The 18974-nt window shown below is 45.7% G+C and carries 22 protein-coding genes and 1 pseudogene; 21 read left to right on the plus strand and 2 right to left on the minus strand.

The genetic code is table 11. The features are described from left to right. Positions 1-443 precede the first annotated feature (443 nt). Positions 444-2180: a DUF885 domain-containing protein gene (locus HDCHBGLK_RS06250; protein ID WP_004605552.1), complete on the minus strand. Its 1737-nt coding sequence runs from the start codon at positions 2178-2180 to the stop codon at positions 444-446. 124 nt (positions 2181-2304) lie between these two features. Here HDCHBGLK_RS06250 and HDCHBGLK_RS06255 point away from each other — a divergent pair, with 124 nt between their 5' ends. The 21 genes and pseudogenes from HDCHBGLK_RS06255 (at position 2305) to HDCHBGLK_RS06355 (ending at position 18594) form a co-directional block, all read left to right on the plus strand. Next, positions 2305-3012, plus strand: a complete 708-nt coding sequence (locus tag HDCHBGLK_RS06255; RefSeq protein ID WP_004605553.1) for a LytR/AlgR family response regulator transcription factor — start codon at positions 2305-2307, stop codon at positions 3010-3012. Positions 3013-3070: 58 nt separating this feature from the next. Further along, a complete protein-coding gene (locus HDCHBGLK_RS06260) occupies positions 3071-3331 on the plus strand; it encodes a hypothetical protein (RefSeq protein ID WP_009248947.1) in 261 nt (86 codons plus the stop codon). Positions 3332-3371: 40 nt separating this feature from the next. Then, complete coding sequence (locus HDCHBGLK_RS18930; protein ID WP_004605555.1) at positions 3372-3545, plus strand: hypothetical protein; 174 nt, start codon at positions 3372-3374, stop codon at positions 3543-3545. Positions 3546-3640: 95 nt separating this feature from the next. After that, positions 3641-4264, plus strand: a complete 624-nt coding sequence (locus tag HDCHBGLK_RS06265; RefSeq protein ID WP_004605556.1) for a hypothetical protein — start codon at positions 3641-3643, stop codon at positions 4262-4264. A gap of 129 nt (positions 4265-4393) precedes the next feature. Beyond that, positions 4394-4543 (plus strand): ATP-binding protein, encoded by a 150-nt coding sequence (locus HDCHBGLK_RS06270; RefSeq protein ID WP_004605557.1) that lies wholly within the window; start codon positions 4394-4396, stop codon positions 4541-4543. A gap of 157 nt (positions 4544-4700) precedes the next feature. Next, complete coding sequence (locus HDCHBGLK_RS06275; RefSeq protein ID WP_004605558.1) at positions 4701-4865, plus strand: DUF3788 family protein; 165 nt, start codon at positions 4701-4703, stop codon at positions 4863-4865. A gap of 217 nt (positions 4866-5082) precedes the next feature. Next, positions 5083-5451 carry a hypothetical protein gene (locus tag HDCHBGLK_RS06280; RefSeq protein WP_004605559.1) on the plus strand — a complete coding sequence of 123 codons (369 nt, stop codon included), beginning with the start codon at positions 5083-5085 and terminating at the stop codon, positions 5449-5451. Positions 5452-5851: 400 nt separating this feature from the next. Next, positions 5852-6143, plus strand: a pseudogene (locus HDCHBGLK_RS19965) (MBL fold metallo-hydrolase); the annotation flags it as partial. 87 nt (positions 6144-6230) lie between these two features. Further along, a complete protein-coding gene (locus HDCHBGLK_RS06295) occupies positions 6231-6695 on the plus strand; it encodes a VOC family protein (protein ID WP_004605563.1) in 465 nt (154 codons plus the stop codon). Positions 6696-6833: 138 nt separating this feature from the next. Further along, positions 6834-7076 (plus strand): GyrI-like domain-containing protein, encoded by a 243-nt coding sequence (locus HDCHBGLK_RS20250; RefSeq protein ID WP_174722014.1) that lies wholly within the window; start codon positions 6834-6836, stop codon positions 7074-7076. Positions 7077-7160: 84 nt separating this feature from the next. Continuing rightward, entirely contained in the window at positions 7161-7679 is a 519-nt protein-coding gene (locus HDCHBGLK_RS06310; RefSeq protein WP_039909380.1) for a dihydrofolate reductase, read from the plus strand. A 674-nt stretch (positions 7680-8353) separates the two neighbouring features. After that, a complete protein-coding gene (locus HDCHBGLK_RS19270) occupies positions 8354-8653 on the plus strand; it encodes a YdcF family protein (protein ID WP_230104855.1) in 300 nt (99 codons plus the stop codon). A gap of 164 nt (positions 8654-8817) precedes the next feature. Next, positions 8818-8940: a hypothetical protein gene (locus HDCHBGLK_RS19545; RefSeq protein WP_004605572.1), complete on the plus strand. Its 123-nt coding sequence runs from the start codon at positions 8818-8820 to the stop codon at positions 8938-8940. Positions 8941-9416: 476 nt separating this feature from the next. Next, on the plus strand, positions 9417-11330 hold the full coding sequence (gene metG / locus HDCHBGLK_RS06320; RefSeq protein ID WP_004605574.1) for a methionine--tRNA ligase: 1914 nt from the start codon (positions 9417-9419) through the stop codon (positions 11328-11330). 101 nt (positions 11331-11431) lie between these two features. Then, positions 11432-12418, plus strand: a complete 987-nt coding sequence (locus HDCHBGLK_RS06325) for a diaminopimelate dehydrogenase (protein ID WP_009248942.1) — start codon at positions 11432-11434, stop codon at positions 12416-12418. Positions 12419-12437: 19 nt separating this feature from the next. Then, positions 12438-13199, plus strand: coding sequence for a TatD family hydrolase (locus HDCHBGLK_RS06330; RefSeq protein WP_004605576.1), 762 nt, complete (start codon positions 12438-12440; stop codon positions 13197-13199). Positions 13200-13390: 191 nt separating this feature from the next. Then, the gene (gene rsmA, locus HDCHBGLK_RS06335) at positions 13391-14266 is read left to right on the plus strand and encodes a 16S rRNA (adenine(1518)-N(6)/adenine(1519)-N(6))-dimethyltransferase RsmA (protein WP_004605578.1); all 876 of its coding nucleotides are present in this window, start codon (positions 13391-13393) and stop codon (positions 14264-14266) included. Between the two features lie 50 nt (positions 14267-14316). After that, positions 14317-15696: a citrate/2-methylcitrate synthase gene (locus HDCHBGLK_RS06340; protein WP_004605579.1), complete on the plus strand. Its 1380-nt coding sequence runs from the start codon at positions 14317-14319 to the stop codon at positions 15694-15696. Then, complete coding sequence (locus HDCHBGLK_RS06345; protein WP_004605580.1) at positions 15697-16635, plus strand: alpha/beta fold hydrolase; 939 nt, start codon at positions 15697-15699, stop codon at positions 16633-16635. Positions 16636-16728: 93 nt separating this feature from the next. Then, on the plus strand, positions 16729-17529 hold the full coding sequence (gene hdhA / locus HDCHBGLK_RS06350; RefSeq protein ID WP_009248940.1) for a 7alpha-hydroxysteroid dehydrogenase: 801 nt from the start codon (positions 16729-16731) through the stop codon (positions 17527-17529). Between the two features lie 576 nt (positions 17530-18105). Continuing rightward, on the plus strand, positions 18106-18594 hold the full coding sequence (locus HDCHBGLK_RS06355; RefSeq protein ID WP_004605582.1) for an IS3 family transposase: 489 nt from the start codon (positions 18106-18108) through the stop codon (positions 18592-18594). 135 nt (positions 18595-18729) lie between these two features. On the opposite strand, the gene HDCHBGLK_RS19275 is transcribed toward HDCHBGLK_RS06355, so the two are convergent. Next, positions 18730-18825 carry a putative holin-like toxin gene (locus tag HDCHBGLK_RS19275; protein WP_268258599.1) on the minus strand — a complete coding sequence of 32 codons (96 nt, stop codon included), beginning with the start codon at positions 18823-18825 and terminating at the stop codon, positions 18730-18732. Positions 18826-18974: the final 149 nt, after the last annotated feature.

Genomic DNA, 18974 nt, shown 5'->3' on the forward strand with positions numbered 1-18974 from the left:
GCGGGGATACGCGGATCACGCCTTCGATCTCGAGGGCTTCTACGATTCTCTTGGAGTACATGCTGCTTCTTAAGCGCTCGAATACGGTAACGCCGTGATCGAGATATTTTTGTACGCATTCAGAGTACTCAATTCCTTTAATGCCCATGGCGACAATCAGGTCTTTATATGTAAGGTCTTCCATATCTACAGATACTTCGACATTATCAATGTGTCTTAAGCCTGGAACTTCGTCGGTTCCTTCCAGCATGCGGTAGAGAAGCGCTCTTTCCTGGAGATGGCTCCGGTTCATGCCTTCCACATACAGGGCACGCTTATCAGCCTTATCGGCATCCTCTAAGAAATGCGCGCCGATGTCGCATACATAGTCGATGACAGCCATCATTGCCGCATAGTTTGCCGGCAACGGGGTTCCGAGATTTCACACATCCATTCGCCGTCCTTTAGAATATATGCTTTCTGATTACGTCAAAGGATGCCGGTCCTACATCCAGTACGGCCTTGTGGAACCGCTTCTGGGTGAATCCGTCTCCCCACTTATCCATGGCATCTTTTTTCAGTTCCAGGAATTCCACATAGCCGATGTAATATTTCAAGTAGTTGGCAGGGTCCGCAATGATCAGGTCATAGATGTCTTCTATGGTATTCGTATCCGTGATACCATAGCCGCGGAAGAAGGATACTGTATCCAACAGCGTCCATCCGTCATAGTGGATGCCCATGTCCGCCAGCGCATACAGGCCCAGGATGACGGAGGTATTCTTCTGCATCAGAGTTGCCTGCTCCTTGGTAAGCGGCGTATAGTAGTAGCTCATCATCTCGCTGTAAGTAGCCCAGCCTTCCGTGTATCCGCCATAATTGAGAAGATTGCGGATGGGGTCTGGCTTTCGGCTCGCATAATAGACCGTCTGGTACAGATGGCCGGGATATCCTTCGTGGGCCAGGGTCGTAAACAGAGAGATGTCGTCAGGCATGTGTCCCTGGTTAATATAGATGACGTTATTCTTGGTACTGTCGATGGCAGGCACCATATAGAATGCAGGGCTTAGATATTCTTCCATGGACTTCTGCACGTATTTAATCTGGGTGCTGACTTCGGGAGGAGCAGGGAAAGAGTCCTTAAGCATTCCTTCCAGACCTGCCAATATGGAGGCAGGATTCGAATCTTCCAGTACCGTGCCCTGGGTCTTAAAGACATCCGAGGAGATAGAGGAGCCCTGCGTGGAAGCTGCCAGCACGGTCTGCATGGCTCTCAGGTCATCCAGCATCTGTGTCTGCGTCAGCTGCTGAAGCTGGGGGATCGTACGGCTGGATCCGGTCTCGTTTGCAACGACGTTTTCATAGTATTCACGCCCCTTTGGCAGATAGCACAGTCCGTTATTGTTCTTGCCGCTGGTGCGCAAGGCAGCCAGTCCGTCTTTTAACAGACTGTAAGAGGGAAAAATATATTCTTTGATAGCAGAAGCATTTTTCTCTATGTAGGATGCCTGCTCTTCCTCCTTCAGTTTTAAGGACTTCAGACGTTCCTCAAAGGAGGAATAAAGGTAGTTCTCATCCCCCATATCGATAAAGGCCTGACATTCCTTCATGATATCGTCGGCAGAATAGGAGGCCATAAAAAGCCCGGCCTCGGACTTGGCCTTCTCGAATTCAATGATGGACTGGAAGTATTCGGGCGTCTTGGACAATAGTTTTAAATATGTATCGACATCGGAGACATCGTAGAACTGATACTCTGATAAAAGCACCGGAAGCTGGGACTGGGTACCGGTAAGCGGAGCCAGGGGCTCGTCGTACAGGGAGAATTTGGCCTCCTTTACCGAAGAAGAGAGATAATCTTCCAGTACATCGTAAGTGAGTTTGTTCTTAGAGGAAAGTTCTTTGCGGTCGTAAGACTGAAGCAGTGCCAACGCGTTTTCCACAGAAGCGCATATGGCGGAGGTATCCGTGCTGCAAGCGCCATATGTGATGGGCGTATCTTTGATCCCATAGGCAGAAGGATCTTTTAAGGTATAGTGGAGTGTGATCGTGCTTCCGGATACCTCCTGGCAAAACAGGGATCTTGTATAGCTTTCAAAGCGTTGGTCTTCATCCTGGTGAAAATGTCGGAAGACTCCTATAGATAGGAAAATGGCGGCTAAGAAGAGAGATACTATGATGGCAGAACGTTTTTTTGACATAGTGGTCCTTGAAGTTTTTTTACATTTATATGCCGATAAAACAGGTATCATGCCGGGAAGCCATAGAATTCCTGCCAGTCCTGTGATAAAATAAAGAATTAAGAGATGGTATGGGGGTGACGTTATGCTGCACATATCTATATGCGACGACGAGCAGATGGCAGCAGAGAGGATACAGGGACTGATCGAGAAGGAACTTAAGGAACAGGGAATTGTCTATCAGATGGACCTGTTCAAAAATGGGGAAGAATTTCTCAGCCAGTATCAGATCCGCAGCGAGGAACTGATTTTCCTGGATATAGATATGCCCGTCAAGTCGGGGATAGAAGTAATTGAAGAATTAGAAGAGATCGGAAAGAACAAGGATGTGATCCTGATTACAAGCCACGACCATCTGGTGCTAAAGTCCCTTACATATGGGCCGTTCCAGATCATCCGTAAGATGAGCATGGCAGAAGATATTCCGAAGGCTGTCAGACGATATCTCCGGGAGAAGAAGCAGGAAGATATGATCATAGAATTTGTGGGAAAAGGATTTGTCCGGCATGTGAAGAAGGAAGATATCGTCTACCTGGAAAAGTACAGGCACAATATTACCGTTCATCTAAAGAACAGCGAGAATCTGTCTATCCGGGGAACTATGCAGGATTACGAAATTATGCTTGCCAGGCAGGGATTTGTCAGGATTCATCTGGGATATATCGTAAATCTGCGGCAATGTTATTCTATAGAAAAAAGCGAAATGATCATGACAGACGGAGCCAGGCTTCCCATCAGCCGGGACCGTCACAAGGCAGTCAAAGAGCAATTTATGATCAGCAGGAGAAATTGATACGAATCAGGGTATTCTATTCATTGGAGAGGCTGCGAACATAGCAGAGACAGGAATCGTGGTATATTTACTCGCCAGGTGCTTTCATTGGAAGGAGAAGTATATAAGCCCCAGAATGCTCTCGGCAATACTGTGGATCATGCTGTTTGCGCTGAGCCAGTTAAATGGATATTTTGTTTACAGCCATTATCTGGTGATCCTGGCGGATATCGTTCTGGTTTTTGCGTATACGGGAATCTTTATGCAAGGGGACATCCATCTGAAGCTCCTGGGGTGCCTGCTACCCTTTCTTACGGTGAGCATCATCAACATTTTGTGATGCAGAAATTGGCAGTGTTAAATTTGCAGCCAGCAGGCTGATGCTTGCGGCGGCTGTAGGATTCGCGTTGATCTGCCTGTATATTGGCTACTCCATCTTCTGCATCGGTCAGCAGAACAGCCAGTTGCTAAGATATGAGCTGCAGCAGTTTAAGAGTCGGGAGAATGAACGCCAGATCCAGGAAGCAGAGCGTGCCGTTTCAGCGGCTTTTTAAGCCGCAGATATTGAGCGGGCGCAGAGATTTGGTAAAATTGTCATAGGAATGCGAATCATTTGAGAAGAAACGGCATTCCAGAGGGAGGACGTAGGATGAAGAATATGAAAAGATGGATGGCGGCAGCGCTTGCCGTTATGCTGTGCTTAAGCTTGGCAGCCTGCAAAGGAAAGGATTTTGACGCGAAAGGCTATGTAAAGAGCGTACTGGATGCGCACTATCACGGAGAGTATAAGGACTACGCGAAATATCTGGATATCTCTGAGGAAGAGGCAAAGGCCGATCTTGACAAAGATGTGGATCAGCAGATCGATCAGGAGGTTGGCGCTATCATTGACCTGGGTGATGAAGGCAAGGCCAGATATAAGGAGATGCTTGTAAAAGTTGAGAAATTGGCAAAATATGAAGTGAAAGATGTCAAGAAGCAGGACAATGGCAACTACGTAGTGACCGTGGAAGTAGAGCCTTCCAACATATACCAGACGCTGGAGCAGAATTCCACTTCCGTGACGGAAGAGAAAGTGAATCAGGGACTGACCCCGTCAGACCCGGCAGTATTTGCTGATATCCTGGTTGAAAGCATCCAGAAGAGTATTGACGGCAATACTTATGGAGATGCGACGACGGTTGAGGTAAACGTGACTAAGGATGACAACGGCGCCTATGGCCTGGAGGAATCCGAAGTGCAGAAACTGGCAGACGCATTATTCCCACAATAGAGAAAAGAATATGTGACGATAACCAAAAGGATATTTCCCGGACTTGTGCTATGGGAGATATCCTTTTTCATTTTACCGTTAATGGCCTTTATATTAGCAGAATAGGGGATGAACTGAGGATATCGCGGAATGGAACCAGAATTCATCAGCAAGATATTCCGTCCTTTTGAGCAGGAGAGCGCGGATATTATTAAGAAATATGGAGGCTCCCGTCTTGGCATGGCAATTGCCGATCAGATGGTGCGCCTGATGGGCGGCGAGATCGTCATAGACAATTGAAACCATGCGTTCTCACTTAAAGTATAACTGGCAGCAGAATCACTCTCTTACTGAGTTTCGGGAAGGAGTTTGGGACACAATCAGACATAAGGTTGGAGACAAAAGCAGTTTTATGGTATGATGAAGAATACGAATAAGGGAGAACTGCATTGGCTTTATGGTGACCCTGGGAAAGGACGAGCGGGCAAGATTTGAAGCCGACCGAAGCGAATATTCTGAAAGCGTCCAGAAGGTTTACGATGACTCAAAAACCTATCATGATGGGAAATGGATGATGTTTGAGCCTGTTGACACATATTTGTTTGGCATTGATTTACATTAAGCAAGTGAGCGATCAGGGCAATATGAAAGGGAAATTCGACATTACCGTTGCTATTATTTGGTCATAAGTGTATTATTTGGTCATAAGTGTATTGACTGCTCAGTGGAATTTACTTGGATTATAGGGGTTGGATATGCCGTGTATTGTTTCCTTGAAAGTTAAATCCACACCCGAGTGCAATGATAAATCAATAATAAGTATGTGCGGAGGATAAAAAATGAAAAGAGAATTGGGAATCGCCCGTTGCGGTTTAGCTTGCTGCCTGTGTTCAGAAAACTGTTCCGGCTGCAATTCAGGAGAATGCCCGGACAAGGAATGGTGTGAAAACAGGAAATGTTCTCTTTCCAAAAGCATAGAGCATTGTTATGAATGCGAAGAAGAATGCAGAAAAGGCCTGTTAGCCAAAATCAAGCCCTATGGATTCACAGCATTCGTGAAAAAATATGGCGAGAAAGAGCTATTGGATTGTCTTGAACGAAATGAGGCAAACGGAATTGTCTATCATCGTAACGGTATAACAGGTGATTACGATGATTTTGATGATGTTGAAACGCTTATAGATTTTATAAAAACAGGCAAAAAATAACTTCCGATTTGTCGGATAAACCTTATTAGTGATCAGCAATCAGAAGGAGAATAGGTTTATGAATGAAAAGTTTCCGCAAGAAGCGAAAAAGATAATGGATGAAAGATTTGGACAATATACATTACTGTCACTTGCCACTACGGACCCAAACATTCGGTATGACATAGATTTCTCCGGTAACTGATGACTGTTGAAGTCCAAGATGGATGATTTTGGAGGAGGCGAAGAAGATGGTTCAATAGGCTATCGGGGAAGCGAAGGCGAGTGTGGAAGAATTGCAGATAACTTGAAAGATTTTTGAGGAAAACGCTCAAGAAAATGATTTCGATTTGTGTGAAGCGCAACAAGTTTGATAGATGAATACCTCTATTTCCGTTTATCGAGTAGTCAGGGCAAGGAGGGAGAGCAGTGTTTCTGGGAATCATCCAGCGGCTATCTGTTTACCGGAAACCGGGTTTACAAGGACGCTTTATTTGCCTATTATCCGTCAACGAACCCGGAGTCATACTTTGATTCTCTTGAAAAGATTTCGGAACTTCCGGTCGAAAAGGTTTTCCGGGGCATCATAGTTTAGTATTCAGCCGGAGATTTTAAGCAGATTGAGAAATGCGTTCAGGCAGATGCGGGAAGATGGTAAATTATATCACGGTAGCGGCACATTTGATTATGGGGAGTGGGCGGTATGGTTATAAAGAGAATGAATATCATTTGTCTGTGTGCTATGCAAAAAGTTTTGTCAGATAAAGAACAGCTAAAAAGAGATTGAAAGGAGCATTTATATGAAGTATGTATGTACGGTTATATCAGTAGCAGACATCGGCACCGCAAGAAAGTTTTATGAGGAACTGTTCGGGTTAGAAGTCTATCAGGATTACGGAAAGAATATCGCTTTTTCCTGCGGTCTGGCATTACAGCAGGATTTTGACTGGCTGGTAAGTATACCAAAAGAAAAGGTGTTGAAGAAATCCAACAATGCAGAAGTCGTTTTTGAGGAACAGGATTTCGATGGTTTCCTGAATAGGCTGAAAGAGTACCCGGAGATTGAATATCTGGGAGAAGTCATAGAGCACAGCTGGGGGCAGCGTGTGATCCGGTTCTACGACTTGGACGGGCATCTCATAGAGGTTGGCGAGGATATGAAAATGGTGGTCAGGCGGTTTCTGAATACTGGCATGACAATGGAAGAAGTGTCCGAAAGAATGGACGTTTCCATTGAGGATTTAGGAAAACTGCTGGATAGATGAGAGGGTTTGGATGCTTCTTTGCTGGCAATTGGCATATACGCTCAAAATGAGTTACAAGATGGATTACAGTGATAAATCCACTTTCAACTGGATCTCCGTTCTCAGACTGCCCGATTTCGTCAAAAAAGAGGATTGTGATTGGGTCGTTGCAGCAGCCACAAAAAAGAAAGGGATAGACTGCTCCATCGCGGAGTTTTGACGATTGACGAAGGCTTGTGCGTTCAGATCATGCACATTGGACCCTATGATACTGGGTCGGAATCGGTGGCGTTGATGGATGCGTTCCTTGCAGAGAACGGGTATGCAAATGATATGGCGGATGGGCGGCTGCATCATGAGATCTACTTATCAAACCAAAAAAGAGTGTTTCGGAAAAGATGAAAACGGTAATCCGGCATCCGATAAAACGAGCCTGATGATATTGGTAGCTGAAAAACATAAATTAGAAATTTGTGGAGGATGACGATGATAGGATTGATAGTAGCACGCTCCAAAAATAATGTCATAGGGAAAAATGGGAAAATACCATGGAAAATCAAGGGAGAGCAGAAACAATTCAGAGAGTTGACAACAAATAAAACTGTTATTATGGGACGAAAATCTTACAATGAAATTGGACATCCACTTGCAAACAGATTAAATATTATAGTATCTAATACAGCAAATTATACAGGAGAAAACTTGATAACAGTTCATTCTCTCAATGAAGCAATTCAAGTCGCTGGAAATAAAGATATCTTTGTGATCGGCGGATATAGTTTATATAAAGAAGCGTTGCCAATTGTAGATAAAATGTATATTACAGAAATTGATATAGAGGTGTCAAATGGGGATGTCTTTTTCCCACAATTCAATATAGATAATTTTGAATTGTCTATTGGAGAAACATTTGGAAATGATATTAAATATACTCGCACGCTTTATACTAGAAAAAGATGGATTCCAAATTGCGTGGCAAAGAATATGCTTGAATCATCTGGATAAGCTACATACGACTGAATTGAGTGTATAATGAAAAATCAGAGAGTGTTTTATTATCATATGACATCATTGGACAAACTCTGTTCCATTGCAGAACAGGGATTGATTCCCAAAAACGAACGCAACGGAAAACTTATTGGAGGAGAAAATCTGAAAGTCTTTTTTCTGAGGGGGTTGAAGGTGCAATTGCTCTGTTTGTGGACTTTCAAATTGTCTACGATAAAATCAAAACGAAACAGATGACTGTAGCAGACAAGGATATTGAAAACCGGTTGTTACAGTCTCTAATCTTTTTTATGTTTTAAATATCCTTTTGTATATTTACAGGAATCCTGATTTTCCTATTTACTTTTGCTATAGGTTGTATACTTGTGTTCCCGGTAACTTTGACTGCGGTGTTTTTCATAAAGGGACTAAAAGTAGCCGGGCATGAAGGAATGAAACGATCCAACTTATTGTCATTGCCGTTCTCTATCTTGCTATATGTATATTTGGCAGCCTGGCCAATGATTGGAAATCTAAACAAGAATACATTAGGAACAATCATTTATGTAATTATTGGTTTTCATCGGTGTATGTATTTTCATTAATGGCCATGTATTCACTCTCTGCTATTCTAAATCTTGTTCATTTGAAAAAGAAATGCAGATTATATTGTTGTTCTTGGATGTGGAGTAATTGGAAAGCGGGTTACATCGCTACTTGCAGCCCGGATTGAAAGAGGAATAGGATTGCTGAAGTGGAATCCAAACGCTGTATTAATTATGTCCGGTGGACAAGGCTCTGGCGAAGATATTCCAGAAAGCGAGGCTATGGCCGCATATGAAGTAGATAAAGGAGTGGATGCAGATAGGATTATAAAGGAACAAAAATCTGTATCAACGAAAGAAAATCTGTTGTTTTCAAGGAAGTTGACGGAGAAAAAAGCCCTAAAATTACCATCGTTACAACGGCGTATCATGTGTTCAGAGCATTGATTCTGGCAAAGCGGCAAGGAATAAAATGTGTGGGTTTTGGGACAAAGACAATTTGAACGATTGGGTGAATGAAGAAAAAATCGTGCCTATTATCCAAATGATAACTGCAAGGACAGGGCTGCTTCTCTCCGAAAGCAAATTATTCAAGAAAGAGGTAAATCGAAATGGACTTACGAAATCATAAGAAAAGAGCCCTGGCTAGCCTCATTGAAAAGATGAACAGGGAGAGAAAGAAATTAAAACTGCAAAGGCGGCTTCGCACTCGCTATTGCAGATGGAGCCTGTAGACGGCGCTTGCGGATGGCGTTTACAGATGGCGCATAAAGCAAAAGATATAGGCGCAATCCCTTGACAGTTCGGGCTATGTTATGCTACGATTTTTAGTACGAATCATATGCAAACGCAGTGACGGAGAGAGTACGTGGTAGGAGGTCCTACAGAGAAGTCCCCGGTTTCCGGACAGGAACAGGCTGAGAGGGATGGGCGGAGTACGGCGGAAGATGGCTTCCAAGCGGTGCAGTCGATAGGCTACATATAGTTAGTTCAGGTAGGCTGCAAAGGGTCCGCCCTTTAACGCGGTAGGGTGTAGTTTAATGCACCTGCTAAGGCTTCCTGCCGCGAGGCGGAAGCGAACAGAAGTGGTATCACGGGATAGTCTCGTCTTCTCCGATTTTTCTTATCAAGAAGAATCGGAGATTTTTTTCTTCATGGAGAACTTCAGCGTGTGCATATTTCAGCAAAGAGGACAAGGAGAGGATTAGAAATGGATAAACAGAAGTACTATATTACGACGGCCATTGCTTATACATCGGGGAAGCCGCACATTGGGAACACGTATGAGATCGTGCTTGCGGATGCGATCGCCAGATACAAAAGGAGCCAGGGGTACGATGTATTCTTCCAGACCGGCACGGACGAGCATGGGCAGAAGATTGAGTTAAAGGCAGAAGAGGCGGGGGTTACGCCAAAGGAATTTGTAGATGGAGTTGCCGGACAGATTCAGACGATCTGGGATCTGATGAATACTTCCTATGACAAATTTATCCGTACTACGGATGCTGACCATGAAAAGCAGGTTCAGAAGATTTTCAAGAAGTTATATGACCAGGGGGACATTTACAAGGGATATTACGAAGGAATGTACTGCACGCCCTGCGAGTCCTTCTTTACCGAGTCCCAGCTGGTGGACGGCAAGTGTCCTGACTGCGGCCGCGAAGTGCAGCCGGCAAAGGAAGAGGCGTACTTCTTCAAGATGAGCAAGTATGCGGATCGTCTGATCGAGCATATTAACAGCCATCCGGAATTTATCCAGCCGGTATCAAGAAAGAATGAGATGATGAACAACTTCCTTCTTCCGGGACTGCAGGATCTATGCGTATCCAGGACGTCCTTCAAATGGGGAATCCCGGTAGACTTCGATCCGGAGCATGTGGTATACGTGTGGCTGGACGCGCTGACCAACTACATCACGGGCATAGGCTATGACTGCGGCGGCGAGAGCACAGAGCAGTTCAAGAAGGACTGGCCGGCGGATTTGCACCTGATCGGAAAGGATATTATCCGCTTCCATACCATTTACTGGCCGATCTTTTTGATGGCGCTGGATCTGCCGCTTCCAAAGCAGATATTCGGCCATCCGTGGCTGCTGCAAGGCGACGGCAAGATGAGCAAGTCCAAGGGAAACGTGCTCTATGCGGATGAACTGGTAGACTTCTTCGGCGTAGACGCGGTGCGCTATTTCGTGCTTCATGAGATGCCATTTGAAAATGACGGCGTGATCTCCTGGGAACTTATGGTGGAGCGCATGAATTCGGATCTTGCCAACACCTTGGGCAATCTGGTGAACCGGACCATCTCCATGACCAACAAGTATTTTGACGGCGTTGTCACGGATAAGAAAGTGGCGGATGACGAGGACGCAAAGGCCGTGGACGCAGACCTTAGGGCAGTTACAGAGAATACGCCAAAGGCCGTGGAGGCCAAGATGGATGAACTGCGGGTAGCGGATGCCATCACAGAGATCTTCAATCTGTTCAAACGCTGTAACAAGTATATAGATGAGACCATGCCATGGGCGCTGGCCAAAGATGAGGACAAGAAAGACCGTCTGGAGACCGTGCTTTACAACCTGCTGGAAAGCATCAAGGCAGGCGCCGTGCTGCTGGAATCCTTCATGCCGGACACTTCCGCCAAGATTCTGGCACAGCTGGGCGACGGTAAAGTAACCGATAAGCCGGAAATTCTCTTTGCAAGACTCGATGTGGAGGAAGTCATGAAGAAGGTGGAAGAACTGCACCCGCCGGTTGCTGAAGAAGCAGCAGAGGAAGAAGTCATCGATATCGAGACAAAGCCGGAGATCACATTTGAAGAATTCGGCAAGATGCAGTTCCAGGTGGGCGAGATCATCGCCTGCGAGGAAGTGAAGAAGTCAAAGAAACTGCTGTGCTCCCAGGTAAAAGTGGGAAGCCAGGTGAAGCAGATCGTATCAGGAATCAAGGCACATTACTCCGCAGAAGAAATGGTCGGCAAGAAAGTCATGGTGCTTGTGAACCTTAAGCCGGCAAAACTGGCAGGAGTATTATCCGAAGGAATGCTGCTGTGCGCGGAAGACGCAGAAGGCAATCTGGCGCTGATGACCCCGGAAAAAGAAATGCCGGCTGGCGCACAGATCAGTTAAAATCTTCAAACAATAACAAAAAGGGACAGGATATGATGCAAAGTGACACGTAACACTTTTTAAAAGTGTTACGTGTCAAATTAACAAAGGAGATGAAGAATATGGATAAAATCAGAATTGGTATCGTGGGATATGGCAACATTGGCAGAGGCGTGGAAAAGGCCATCGCCCGCAACGAGGATATGGAACTGACGGCTGTATTTACGAGAAGAGACCCTTCAGGCGTAAAGATTGCAACCGAGGGCGTTGAGGTAAAGCATATCGATGACATGTTATCCATGAAGGATAAAATTGATGTGATGATGCTCTGCGGAGGCTCTGCTACAGATCTTCCGGTTATGGGGCCTCAGATCGTCCAGAATTTTAATACAATTGACAGCTTTGATACCCATGCCAGAATCCCGGAATATTTCGCAAATGTGGATAAGGCGGCAAAATCCGGCGGACATGTAGGAATCATCTCGGTTGGCTGGGATCCGGGAATGTTCTCGCTAAACCGTCTGTATGCAGAGTCCATCCTGGTACAGGGAAGCACCTATACATTCTGGGGAAAAGGCGTAAGCCAGGGGCATTCTGACGCCATCCGGCGCGTGGAAGGCGTAAAGAATGCCATCCAGTATACCGTGCCGGTTGAGGATGCCGTGGAACGCGTAAGGAGCGGAAGCGAGCCGCAGCTTACCACAAGGGACAAGCATCTGCGGGAATGCTATGTAGTGCCGGAAGAAGGGGCAGACCTTAAGAAGATTGAAGAGGCCATCAAGACAATGCCGAATTATTTTGATGATTATGATACGACGGTTACCTTTATCACAGAGGAAGAACTGAAAGAGAACCACAGCAAGATGCCTCACGGAGGATTCGTAATCCGAAGCGGCGAGACGGGGACGGATGGAAGCAAACATATTATCGAGTATTCCCTGAAACTGGATTCTAATCCCGAATTCACGGCCAGCGTGCTCGTGTGCTATGCAAGAGCGGCTTATCGTCTGGCAAAGGCGGGCGAGACAGGGGCAAAGACGGTATTTGATATTGCGCCGGCACTTTTATCTATGAAGACGCCGGAACAGCTGCGCGCCGAGTTGCTGTAACAACAGGTTTGGAGGAGACATGATATTCGAGACACATGCGCATTATGATGACGAGCAATTTAATGAAGACCGCAGGGAACTCCTGGAATCTATGGCAGCGGGAGGGGTAGGCACGATCGTAAATGTGAGCGCTACTTATGAATCCTGCCAAAAGGTGGTGGATATGGTCCGGGAATATCCCTTCATGTATGCCTCCGTGGGCGTCCATCCGGACAATGTAGGCAGCCTGAATGAAGAGACGTTTGCAAGCATGAAGGACTTATTCCAAAAGGATAAGGTAGTGGCAGTTGGAGAAATCGGCCTTGACTATTATTGGGACAACGAGTCCCATGAGACGCAGAAGAAGTGGTTTGTCCGCCAGCTGGATCTGGCCAGGGAACTGGGGCTTCCGGTCCTGATCCACAGCCGGGACGCAGCGGCGGATACGATGCAGATTATGAAAGAGCACGCACAAGGGCTTAAAGGCGTGATCCACTGCTACTCCTACTCCAAGGAAATGGCAAAGGAGTATGTGAAGATGGGCTTCTACATTGGAGTGGGCGGAGTGGTTACGTTCAAAAATGGCAGAAGGCTTAAAGAGACGGTGGAAGCCATACCGCTTAAAGCCATTCTTCTTGAAACAGACTGCCCATACCTTGCACCTGAGCCATACCGCGGCAAACGCAATCACTCTATGTATATCAAATATGTGGCAGAGGAGATTGCGAGGCTGAAGGGAACGACTTATGAAGAGGTCGTGGCGCAGACTGAAAAGAATGCCAGGAAAATGTATCGCTTATAAATTTTATAAAACCCAGAACGCGGATGGCTCTTTCAGCCATCCGTTTCACAGTAAACGGCGGGTTTAAGAACCGGCAGTCGTCTCTGAAAATTCATATTTTCTTAATATTATTTTATTCTTTTTGTATATCATATAAGCCCAGAGTATTGTATAATAATGAATATTACACAGGACTGGGGGAGTAAAGTTTCATGAGCAGGCCGACTTTGGGGAATCCGCAGAATACCATCGAGATCTTACAGAAATATCAGTTTACATTTCAGAAAAAATTCGGTCAGAACTTCTTAATTGATACCCACGTATTAGATAAAATTATCCGTGCCGCTGACATCGGCAAAGACGATATGGTGCTGGAGATAGGGCCAGGAATTGGCACGATGACGCAGTATCTGGCAGAAGCGGCGGGAAAGGTGATCGCGGTAGAGATTGACAAGAATCTGATACCCATTCTAACAGATACGCTAAGCGGGTATGAGAATGTACAGATTATCAATGAGGATGTGCTAAAACTGGATATACAAAGGCTTGTGGAGGAAGAAAATGCCGGGCGGCCGATCAAGGTCGTGGCCAACCTCCCTTACTATATAACAACTCCGATTATTATGGGGCTATTTGAGAGCCATGTGCCGCTTTACAGCGTTACCGTTATGGTACAGAAGGAAGTAGCGGACCGTATGCAGACGGGGCCGGGCAACAAGGATTACGGAGCACTGTCACTGGCTGTCCAGTATTATGCCGAGCCTTATATTGTGGCGAATGTGCCGCCCAACTGCTTTATGCCTAGGCCGAAAGTGGGGTCTGCGGTGATACGGCTTACACGGTATGAGAAGCCGCCGGTGGAAGTAGAAGATGAAAGACTGCTATTTGATATAATCCGGGCGTCCTTTAACCAGAGACGCAAGACGCTGGCGAATGGGCTGAATAACTCGGACAGGCTGGATGTTCCCAAGGAGGCGATCACAGAAGCCATCCAGCAGCTGGGAAAGGGGCCGTCCGTCAGGGGAGAGACGTTGACGCTTGAAGAATTTGCTAAGTTAAGCAATAGTTTGTGGCAATATATGCAGTAAGGCTATTGACTTTACTATAATAACCTGAAACACAACAACGAACAGAAAGGATGATGACTATGCCGACAAAAAGAGAGTATGCATTATTTGAGATCACACCGGAGATTGAGCATTTCGCTCAACTTTGCGAAGACAATAATGCAATTGATAAGGAACTGTACACGAAGTATGAGGTAAAAAGGGGCCTGCGTGATGTGAATGGCAAGGGCGTCCTGGCCGGACTGACCAACATATCTGACGTATGCGCCACCAAGATCGAAGATGGCAAGGAAGTCCCGTGTGCAGGCAACTTATACTACCGTGGCTACAATATTAAGGATCTGGTACAGGGATTTTTAAAAGATGAACATTACGGATTCGAAGAGATCGCATATCTTTTACTGTTCGGAGAACTGCCGAATGAGAAGGAACTGTCGATGTTCCATGAGACGCTGGTAGAACGGCGCACACTTCCGCCTACGTTTGTAAGGGACGTAATCATGAAGGCGCCAAGCCGGGACATGATGAACAGCCTGTCCCGCTCCATATTGAATCTGTATACTTATGATGCAAAGGCGGACGACACATCCATACCGAATGTGCTGCGCCAATGCCTGAATCTGATCAGCCAGTTTCCGATGCTGATGGTCTATGGATACCATGCATATAATTACCGCATGGGCGATGATCTGTTTATCTATGCGCCGTCCCCGGAACTGTCAACAGCAGAGAATATCCTGATGATGCTCAGGGAGGACCGAAAGTATACGAAGCTGGAGGCAAAGATCCTGGACATGGCCCTTGTGCTTCACATGGATCATGGCGGCGGAAATAACTCCACGTTTACCACCCATGTTGTCACCTCATCCGGCACCGATACATATTCCACTATCGCCGCGGCCATGGCATCCCTTAAGGGGCCAAAGCATGGCGGCGCTAACATCAAGGTAACCCAGATGTTCGAAGATATGAAGGAAAAACTTTCCGACTGGGAAGACAAGGATGAAGTGCGCAAGTATCTCAATGACCTGCTGGAGAAAAAAGCATTTGACAAGAAGGGCCTGATCTATGGAATGGGACATGCGATCTACTCCGTATCTGACCCAAGAGCGGATATCTTCAAGGTGTTCGTAAAGCAGCTGGCAAAGGAAAAGGGATGCGAGAAAGAGTATGCCCTGTATGAGATGGTCGAGCATATGGCTCCGGAAGTAATCGCAGAGAAGCGCAAGATATATAAAGGCGTTAATGCCAATGTAGACTTTTACAGCGGCCTGGTATACAGCATGCTGGATCTGCCGCCGTCATTGTACACGCCGATATTCGCGGCGGCGCGTATTGTAGGATGGAGCGCCCACAGGCTGGAAGAGTTAAAGAACGTAGATAAGATCATACGTCCGGCATATAAGCCGCTGGCTGCCCACAGAGATTATATTAGAATGGAAGACAGATAAATGGAAAATGAGTTTTACTACCCCTCCAGAGACTCCAAAACCAAGATCCACGCGGTGGAATGGGTTCCGGAAGGTGAGATAAAAGGCGTGCTGCAGATTTGCCACGGCATGGTGGAATATATAAAAAGATACCGGGAACTGGGCGAATATCTGGCGGAACGCGGGTATTACGTGACCGGCCATGACCATCTGGGGCATGGGCAGTCCGTACAGAATGAATCCGATTATGGATATTTTAATGAGACAAAAGGCAACCAGTATGTAATAGGCGACATACATAAGTTGAGAGAGATTACAATGAAGAAATACCCGGATGTGCCTTATTACATGCTGGGCCACAGCATGGGCTCCTTCCTGCTGCGGCAGTACCTTACCCTATATGGAAAAGGGCTTTCTGGCGCCATTGTTATGGGCACCGGCTACCAGGGTGCGCTGATTCTCTCGGCAGGACAGTGCATTTGCCGCATTATTGCAACATTCAAGGGATGGAAATACCGGAGCAAGTTCGTAGACCGGCTTAGTTTCGGCGGATACAATAAGAGATTCGAGCCGGGAGAGACTTCCAAGGAATGGATTACCTCGGATAAGGAAAGGTGCCGGAAGTATGCGGAAGATCCCCTGTGTTCCTTTATGTTTACTCTGGGCGCATATTACCAGATGTTTGAAGGGATGAAGGTGCTGACCAAGAGCGAAAGCATGGAACGCATTCCCAAAGGCCTTCCGATGTTATTCGTGTCCGGCAAGGACGATCCGGTAGGCGGGTTTGGCAAAGGAGTCGAAAAGGTCTTTGCCAAATATAAGGAGGCCGGAATGCAGAAGTTGTCCCTGCGTTTTTATGAAGGCGACCGGCATGAGATATTGAACGAGACAGACCGGGAACAGGTATATGAAGACCTGTTCCAATGGATTGAAGATCAGAAAATGACGCAGCAAAATTAGGACGCTATACTTAAGAAAAGTATCCGGATAATGATTACATGAATATGAAAGATATCTGGAATACTAAAAATAAATCATATGGAGGGATTACACATGAGGTTAAAAGACAAAGTGATTCTGGTTACAGCATCCACCAGAGGCATTGGCCTGGCTATCGCTCAGGCATGTGCGAAAGAAGGAGCCAAAGTCTACATGGGCGCCAGGAATCTGGAACGCGCCAAGGCACGGGCTGACGAGATGAATGCGGCAGGCGGCAATGTAAAGTATGTTTACAATGATGCGACAAAAGAAGAGACATACGTGACGATGATTGAGGAAATCATCGAGCAAGAAGGGCGCATAGACGTGCTTGTAAATAATTTCGGCTCATCAAATCCCAAGAAAGATCTTGGAATTGCCAATACAGACCCGGAGGTATTCATCAAGACGGTAAATATCAACCTAAAGAGCGTATTTATCGCAAGCCAGACGGCTGTTAAGTATATGGCGGAAAATGGAGGTGGAAGCATCATCAATATCTCATCCGTAGGAGGCCTGATACCAGATATCTCTCAGATTGCCTATGGAACCAGCAAAGCGGCAATCAACTATCTGACGAAACTGATAGCCGTACACGAGGCAAGGCATAACATCAGATGCAATGCGGTACTTCCAGGAATGACGGCAACAGATGCGGTGCAGGATAATCTGACGGATGACTTCCGAAACTTCTTCCTGAAGCATACGCCAATCCAGCGTATGGGGCTCCCGGAAGAGATCGCGGCAGCCGTAGTATACTTCGCAAGCGATGATGCCGCATATACCACAGGACAGATTCTTACCGTATCTGGCGGTTTCGGATTGGCAACGCCGATATTTGGAGATCTGTCGGAACGGTCTGATGCCCGCGGGTAGGATTTCATGGGTTAACTTAATCAAAAGCAGAATCAGGAAAAGAGACAGCCGGGAGCGGCTGTCTCTTTTATCTATAGTGCGCCTAGCGGCGCACGTTTCCAATGGGTGAAAGTCCCTAATCCGCCCTAGTAGAGGGAAGGATATAGCCGAACACCAAGGGTGTCCTATTTATAACAGAGATTATAATTAACGTGAGGGGAATCTGAAGGAAGGTGTACGCAAATCTCTGGTCTGACGAACAGAAATCACATCAGGCTACAGTTAAGGATAAGGTTGCTTTTCAAACCAAAGTCCAATAACTACTCGGAATTAGCTGTGGTAAATGTGGCAGATGGATAGAGAGAAGGAAGCGTGTGGTACCTAGGGAGGTCTTGTCAGCAAGCGGAAACGGAGTATGAAACTTGTAGTAACAACGAATGGCAAGAAGTCAGCAGAGGTCATAGTACCATTGTGGTTGCAAACATAATGGGAAGGACTGAACTTTAGGAGCTGTGAGTAAATGAATGTAACCAAAGATGGATACTTAATGAAGTTATTGCAGAAAAGATAATTGAAATTCATGGTGAGCATCCCGATATGGGATATAGGCTCATCAGGGATACGCTGGAGCATGATTATAATATAAGCGTCAATGATAAACGGGTCTCGCGGGTATGCCGTAAGAAAAAGATTCAGTCTCATATAACACACAAATATAATTGTTGCACAAAGCCAGCCACCGATCCGGCTTATATTGCCGAAAATATACTAAATCGAGATTTTAAGTCAGATATACCTAATGAAAAATGGCTTACGGATGTGTCTACTTCCAAAGCCTTTCGACAGAAGATAATTGATGCCGGAATGATACAAAGAATGTCAAGAGTTGCCAAATGTATTGATAATGGGCCAATGGAAGGATTCTGGGTAATCATGAAACGTGAAATGTATCATGGAAAAAAGTATAAAACCAAAGATGAATTAATAGAAGCCATTGAAGAATATATAGATTATTACACGAATAAGCGGGTGCAGAGAAATCTCTGCGTTTTAACGCCACAAGAGATTTATGAAAAGCGCTACTGAAAGTAGCATAAAAACTGCCCAGTATAATGCCGGGCAGAAAAATTTTTGTTTTTTAATTGTCTACTTGACGGGGAGCACACCAGTATAAGTTAGACATAAGCCTGCCTAGACTGCCAAGTACAAAGGTAGGCTTATTTATTTTCGCTTGTTGTTCCTATCTATGTAGGCAAGCAGTGTGAGTATAAAAATACCAAAAGAAATCATCAAAGAGATTGCTTCAAATACAGTCATTCACACCCCCCGTCTTATGTAGTTCCCATGACGGGATAAATGCCGATTGGCATTCATACCGATTGGTACTTATGAAGTGAGGGAGGCATTTATGCAGATTCGCATATGAAATAACTTATTAATGCCTATTTATGCAAATAAAAGGTATA

Origin of the sequence: [Clostridium] scindens ATCC 35704, assembly GCF_004295125.1 — a bacterium.
GTDB lineage: Bacteria > Bacillota > Clostridia > Lachnospirales > Lachnospiraceae > Clostridium_AP > Clostridium_AP scindens.